This window comes from Persicitalea sp. (assembly GCF_041751555.1).
In the GTDB taxonomy this organism is placed as follows: domain Bacteria; phylum Bacteroidota; class Bacteroidia; order Cytophagales; family Spirosomataceae; genus Persicitalea.
Genome location: NZ_JBGSXF010000504.1, coordinates 1 through 7,247 on the forward strand (window position 1 = coordinate 1; position 7,247 = coordinate 7,247).

Here is a 7,247-nt window from a genome sequence, read left to right on the forward strand (position 1 = left end):
TAATATCCTGACTTACAAAAGAACGATCGCCGAAAACCACCGTTTTGACCTTACCCTGGTGGCGGGTCGTCGCGAGCGCACTTACGAAACCACCCAGGCTGTTGGCACCAACTTTAATAACCTTCGGCTCATATATAATGATCTGAGTTTGGGAACGATCCAGAATACCCGCTCGGGGGCCTGGGACGAGAGTTACCTGTACCAAACTGGTCGCATCAACTATGAATTTAAGTACCGCTATCTGCTCACCGCCACGCTGCGACGCGACGGATTTTCCGGCTTTGCCGATAATAGCAAGACGGCCTTATTTCCTTCCGTCGGTTTTGGTTGGGTAGTAAGCGAGGAAGGTTTCCTCAAAAACAACACTGCGCTCACGCACTTGAAAATCAGAGGATCATACGGCTCTAACGGCAATCTGGTGGGTCGCTACTCTTCCCTGGCCCGACTCAATATCTACCCGGCTTACGTACTGGGCGACGGAGGCTCTACTGAATTCGGCCAGACCGTAACTACACTGGCAAATCCGAACCTTTCCTGGGAAACTACCACCGGATTCAACTTTGGCGTCGATTTTTCACTCTTGAAAAATCGTTTGAACGGAAGTATCGACTACTACCGCACGACTACCAACGATCTGATATTCGACGTTTCGATTCCCGAAGTGACGGGCTTCAACCAGATTACCTCCAATGTGGGCAACATTGCCAATCGGGGAGTCGAGCTAATGCTCAATGGAAAAGTACTGGATAAGGGTGATTTGAAATGGAATGTCAATTTCAACCTGGCCGCCAACCGCAACCGAATCGAGTCGCTGCTGGGACTCGACAACGACAACGATGGCGTGGAGGACGATCTGGTGGCCAGCGGCTTGTTTATCGGGCAACCAATCGGTGCCATATTCGACTACGAGTCAGGTGGTATCATTCAGGTTGGCGAGGAAGAGTCGAACGGATTTTTCGTGGGTACCCATCGCATTATCGACCAGAACAACGACGGTTTCGTCGATGCACTCGACCGCGTAATCCGGGGCCGCACCGAACCCGCGTATAACTTTGGCATACTCAATGAATTCACCTACCGTGATTTCACCCTGCGCTTTTTCATCAATTCCATTCAAGGCGGCAAGAATAGCTACCTGGGCTACAATATGCCCGATGGTCTGGGGATTGGTGATAACATTCGGCGGAATAACTTCTGGCAAGAGCTCGACTACTGGACACCTGCTAATTCCGGTGCCCGCTACCGGGGACTGGATCAGGGTGCCGCGACCGAATACAACTATTACGGCAACCGCAGCTTTGTTCGTTTGCAGGATGTCACATTGGCCTACAACCTCAATCCGAAGCTGACAAGTCGGTTGGGTATGAAGAGCGTCAAAGTATTTGTCAATGGCAAAAACCTCGCGACCCTCACCGATTGGGTAGGCTGGGACCCCGAGACGAACAGTGGATTGGACGTCAACGGCAGGCCCGTAATGAAGGGCTATTCCTTCGGCTTGGATCTTCGGTTTTAATACCTCACAAGGCACACTCTTGTCTTTCGTTCAAAAAAACTTTTGACTTTAAATCCAAGATTATGAAATCTTTAAGAAACTTTTCAATCCCCCTGCTGGTCCTGCTACTGGCTACAGCTGGTTGCGACGAGCAGGAAATTCTGCAGGAAGTACCGCTGGATTTTGCCAGTCCCGAAAACTCGTTTGTGACAATCAACGACTTCAACTCCGCCTTATTTTCACTCTATGACCTTACCCGCTTAACGCTCTCCGATGGCGAACATCGTCCCTTGGACTATATTTATGGCACCGACCTGGGCTACAATGGCGCTCAACAACTGAATGTACGTTTTGGGAGTTATCCGGCAACCTTGACCCCAAATTCAGATCCGGCCCGTTTTCATTGGCAGCAGTATTACAAGATTATTTCGAGCGCCAATATTATCTTGAGCCGGGTGGCAAAGTCAAAATTGACGGCCGCTCAGCAGAAGCTGATCGAGGCGAAAGCGAAACTTTTCCGCGGACACTCTTACCGGAACCTTGCCCACCTCTACGGTGGGGTGCCTATCGAGTTGGAAGCGGTTAGTTCTCCCAAAACAGACTACACCCGCGCCACCCGCGAGCAGGTGTATCAGCAGGCAGCCACCGATTTGGAGTTTGCGGCGGCCAACTTACCAGGGATCAATCAAGTGAAAGACGGAGAGATCACCAACTTGGCCGCCCAGCATATCCTGGCCGAAGTGTACATTTCCCTTAAACGCTACCCTGACGCAATAAAGGCCGCCTCGGTCGTCATCGATGACCCCAACACGGCCTTGATGCAGGGCCGCTTCGGCAGCCGTTCCGGCGAACCCGGCGATGTGTATTGGGATTTATTCCGCCGCTTCAATCAGAACCGAGGGGCTGGAAATACCGAAGGAATTTGGGTGTTCCAGTATGAGGTGGATGTGCTGGGTGGCGTCATTCGTTCGTCCTCGAAAGAAGGCCCGCAATTGGAGCGCGACTGCGCCCCGCGTCCCTACGCCTTTCCCTATAAGGATCCATCGGGCCAAACGCCTTTTCTTACGCTGGGCGTGTCGGACTACACAGGCGGGCGTGGCATCGGGCGCTTTCGCGGTACCGATCATTATACCTACGGTATCTGGGGCTACGATTGGAACGACATGCGGAACTCGGAATATAATTTTGTCCGCGACGTGCTTTTCAATAATCCGAAGTCGAGTTGGTTTGGGCAGAAAATCTCAGACCACATGGCCATGTTCCGCCAGCGGACGGACGACACTATCCGTAATTTTTATCCCTACCAATCGAAGGTAACTACCCCCGGTCAGCATCCATCGGAGCTGTTTGTCGATCCGGTCTTGAAGACGCTGAATGCCTCCGCGACCGGAACTACCTACACCGATCAGTATCTCATCCGCCTGGCCGAAACCTATTTGCTTCGCGCCGAGGCAAACCTCGGGGCGGGCAATCTGGCAAACGCCGCTGCTGACATCAACGTCGTTCGGGCCAGAGCAAAGGCAAAGCTCGTAACCGCTGCCGAAGTCAACATAGATTTTATCCTGGATGAGCGGATGCGGGAACTGGGGGTAGAGGAAAAGAGACGGCTGACGCTGAACCGCTTAGGGTTGCTCTATGAGCGTACCAGGAAATATTGCAACGGCCACCCGACCGCCGCCAAATTCGGGGTAGATGTAGCGCCGCACAACAATCTGTTCCCGATTCCATTCAGTGAAATTGAGCGGAACACGGGAGCCGTGCTGCAACAGAATCCTGGCTATGCCAGCAAATGATTTCCCTTTTTGATGCCCCCGAAGCCGCCCGCATTCAGTAGTTGAATGCAGGCGGCTTCTTTCCTTTTTACTGAAATTCCCCAGACAGACTATGACAAACCTACAAAGTACCAATCTGCGAGTTTTCTTCTTGCTCTTTTCGCTCTCACTTTTAGCATCCTGCCAAAACACCCCACAAAAGAGCAGCGCAAAAACGACTGCTGACACCAAAAAACCGAACATCCTCTTCGTCATTTCCGACGACCAGTCTTATCCCCATGCCTCGGCCTACGGCTACAAAGCCGTCAACACGCCCGCCTTCGACCGCGTGGCGCGGGAAGGGATTTTATTTAACAACGCCTTTTCGGCCTCGCCGGGTTGCAGCCCGTCCCGCGCCGCCATCCTGACGGGCAAAAACTGCTGGCAGGTGCGCGAGGCGGGTACCCACGCCAGTACTTTTCCGGCTGACCTGGTGACCTATCCCGAACTACTTGCCAAGGCTGGATACCACGTCGGCTCGACCAACAAGGGCTGGGGGCCGGGTAAACTAGTGGGAAGAGAAAACAATCCTGCTGGCAAAGCCTTCGACAGCCGTAAACTCAAATCACCCGAAAATATCAGCAACAACGACTACGCCGCCAATTTCGAGGAGTTCTTGTCTGAACGGCAGGGCGATCAACCCTTCTGCTTCTGGTTCGGGGCTGCCGAGCCGCATCGCCGCTACCCAACGGGCATCGGCGCCGAGCGCGGCCTGAAGATGGCCGACGTGAAAGTACCTGGTTTCCTGCCCGACGTCCCGGAGGTGCGCACCGACATGCTGGATTACCTCTACGAAATTCAGTGGCAGGACGACCACCTCGGTCGGATGATCAAATCGCTGGAAGCCAAAGGCGAATTGGAAAACACCCTCATCGTCGTTACCTCGGACAACGGTATGCCCTTCCCCCGCGCCAAGGCCAATTGCTACGAATACGGCATCCACATGCCGCTGGCGATCATGTGGGGCAACAAAATTAAGGGCGGCCGCACGGTAGATGACCTGGTAAGTCTGGTAGATATGGCCCCGACATTCCTGGCGGCGGCGGGCGTGGATGCGCCGGAAATTATCGGCATGGCGGGCAAGAATTTGATGAATATTTTGTCCAGCAAAAAATCGGGAACGCTGGACGCAAGCCGACAGGCGGTGTATTCCTCGCGGGAGCGGCATTCGTCCTCGCGCTGGAACAATCAGGGCTACCCGCAGCGAAGCCTGCGCACGCCAGACTACCTCTACATTTGGAATATCCAGCCCACACGTTGGCCTGCCGGCGACCCGCAGAAGTTCGAGGAAGATGGAAAGCTCGGCCCAATGCACGGCGGCTATCACGACATCGACGATTTCGACGAGTCGGTGCTGAATCTCCGCCGGAATGATCCGGCCATCAGCAAATACTTTCACTTGGCCGTAGACAAGCGGCCGGAAGTAGAGCTGTATGACATCAAGAAAGATCCCTACTGCCTGACGAATCTGGCCGAAGAATCGGCTTTCCGCGCCACGCGTGAGAAACTGGGGAGTCAGCTGATGGCCTATCTTAAAAGTACCAACGACCCACGCATGACTCCCGAAGGGGAAAGTACCTACGAAGCCTACAAGCGGTACAGTCCGATTCGGAAATTCCCCGTGCCGAAGTGATCCATGCATGACTGAAGGCTTTCTGTCGGTAATTGAGTACCGACGGCCTCTTTTCTTGCCAAACGAATCATAGTTTCTTGAATCGCCCCATGAACAGAAGAACATTCTCCCAGAGCCTTCTTGGTGTTTCCGCAGCCACATTATCTATTCCCGATTCCATGTGGTCTTACGAAAATGAGGGTGACCAGCTTAGGAATATCCCTAAGACTGATACGCACATGCATCTGTTCGACTTAAAAAACTTGTCCTATAGCTGGTTGAAAAACTCACCCACAATCAACCGTAATTTTGATTTACAGGATTATAAAGCAGCCACAAAAAGCGCGAACATTGGCAAAATGGTTTTCATGGAAAGCGGAGCGGACGCCGGCTTGGGTCTCAAGGAAGCTGCCTTAGTAAGCCAGTTAGCCCTGTCTGAACCAAACATCAAGGGAATAGTAGCCAAGGCGGACCTCACGCAAGGGTCTGGCACGGAACAAGCGTTGGAACAGCTTTGCGAACTCCCTTTGGTGAAGGGCGTACGAGCCGGCTTCCCAAAAAATGCGGCAACTTCCAGTGATTTCCTGGCAGGCTTCAAGGCATTGGCCGACCGGAAGTTAAGTTTCGACCTGTTGCTCTCTCCACCACTCATGAACGAAGCGGTCGAGGTGGCCAAAAGATTTCCTGATACGATTTTTATCCTCAATCACCTGGGCAATCCGAACGTAGAAGACGCGGATACCACGCAATGGCGGGACGGAATAGAGAAGTTGGCGAAACGACCCAACGTAAACTGTAAAATTTCGGGGATTATTACTCGCTTCGGGCAGGATTGGTCGGTCGAGAAAATCAAACCTTATATCCTATACGCCATCGAGAAATTCGGGACGGATCGTTTGGTCTTCGCGGGAGATTGGCCCGTGGTACTGAAGGCGGGCTCCTACCAGAGCTGGTCCAGGGCTTTTGAAAAAATTACGGGACAATTTTCTGATGAAGATCTTCACAAGATATACCATGAAAATGCAGACCGTATTTACAGGTTATGAAAAACAAAAGCGATCTAAAATTTGGGGAGGACAAAGTGGCTTGGGTGTTTTTCCTCGGCTGCTGGCTGTGCAGTGTCTCTATGTCAAACGGCCAGTCTACCCCGACCTACAAAACGGCAAGAGACGGGAAAGTTTTCCAGGTTTTCCAATTCCCCAGAAATCAAATGCCACGCATCGACGGGGATAAAAGCGATTGGGCAATGGTGCCCGAAAACTACACCTACGGCACAGATCAATTAAGCGATACTGAAGACGGGATGGGCGCTGACATCGACCCAAAAGACCTCGATGTAAAAGTGACCATCGGGTGGGTAAAAGACTTGAACCGTATTTATTTTCTGTACGAGGCCTACGACGATTTTTGGGATTTTGCGCGTTTCAACCCCGAGGGGTATATGAACGATATATTTGAACTCGTGGTCGATGGGGATCTTTCGGGCGGGCCATTTATTCAAAACCCATTATATGATCCCGCGCAGATGAAGTGGCAACCTCAAACCGCTGCTTATATCGAAAACCATTTTAATTTTAGTGGTGTACACGCGCAGAACTACCATATCTATACGCCGCCGGTAAACAATGCGTGGGTGTTGGTGTGGGGAAGCCAATCGTGGATTTCCGAGTTTCCGCACGCCAACTATGCCTATGATTATCATTTTAAACACGGGGAAAGCGGCACTTTGAGTTTGGAAGGCTGGATCACGCCCTACGACTACGCTCCCTATGAAGGGCCGCAGAAGGCCGTAGAATCGGAGCTAAAAGAGAATAAGGTCATCGGCCTCGCCTGGTCGATCCTGGATTTTGACGGGGGGAAAAGGGAAGGCCACGTCAATCTCGCCCACAATACCAAAATGGTCAAGGATGCCTCGTATCTATGTGCCTTTCAACTGATGCCGTTGGAAAAACAGTTTTTGGAGCCCATCAGAGCAGCCTGGACGTTCAAGATCGTGGACGAAGAAAAAGGGATAGTGGCCTTTAAAGACGAATCCATTGGCGCGATCGAGAAATGGACCTGGGATTTTGGCAATGGCGAGAGCTCGACGGAACAAAGCCCGATTCACCAATTTAAAAGAAAAGGGGTACGCACGGTTATTACCCTGACGGTCGAAGGGGCCGAAGGCACCTCCAAACGTACCCGGTATTGGGAAGTCATGATACGTTAAGCCAGTGCCCGATTATCGGTAGAACTCCTGACTTTGGTCGAGGCCGCGCGCACCATAGATCACCGCAGGACTACCTACTTCGAGTGCCCCCAGATCCGGTGCTTTTCCGGTGAAATTGTCATT

General features: G+C 52.3%; 4 protein-coding genes and 1 pseudogene. All 5 read left to right on the forward strand.

Annotated features, from left to right (window positions below; all coding sequences use genetic code 11):
* Positions 1–1,513 (forward strand): annotated as a pseudogene (locus ACEW8P_RS17935) (SusC/RagA family TonB-linked outer membrane protein); the annotation flags it as partial.
* A gap of 62 nt (positions 1,514–1,575) precedes the next feature.
* Positions 1,576–3,285, forward strand: a complete 1,710-nt coding sequence (locus ACEW8P_RS17940; RefSeq protein ID WP_373514451.1) for a RagB/SusD family nutrient uptake outer membrane protein — start codon at positions 1,576–1,578, stop codon at positions 3,283–3,285.
* Positions 3,286–3,376: 91 nt separating this feature from the next.
* Positions 3,377–4,936: a sulfatase gene (locus ACEW8P_RS17945; protein ID WP_373514452.1), complete on the forward strand. Its 1,560-nt coding sequence runs from the start codon at positions 3,377–3,379 to the stop codon at positions 4,934–4,936.
* 89 nt (positions 4,937–5,025) lie between these two features.
* On the forward strand, positions 5,026–5,961 hold the full coding sequence (locus ACEW8P_RS17950) for an amidohydrolase (RefSeq protein ID WP_373514453.1): 936 nt from the start codon (positions 5,026–5,028) through the stop codon (positions 5,959–5,961).
* Positions 5,958–7,124 carry a PKD domain-containing protein gene (locus ACEW8P_RS17955; protein WP_373514454.1) on the forward strand — a complete coding sequence of 389 codons (1,167 nt, stop codon included), beginning with the start codon at positions 5,958–5,960 and terminating at the stop codon, positions 7,122–7,124. The genes ACEW8P_RS17950 and ACEW8P_RS17955 overlap by 4 nt, the downstream gene beginning before the upstream one ends.
* Positions 7,125–7,247 lie beyond the last annotated feature (123 nt).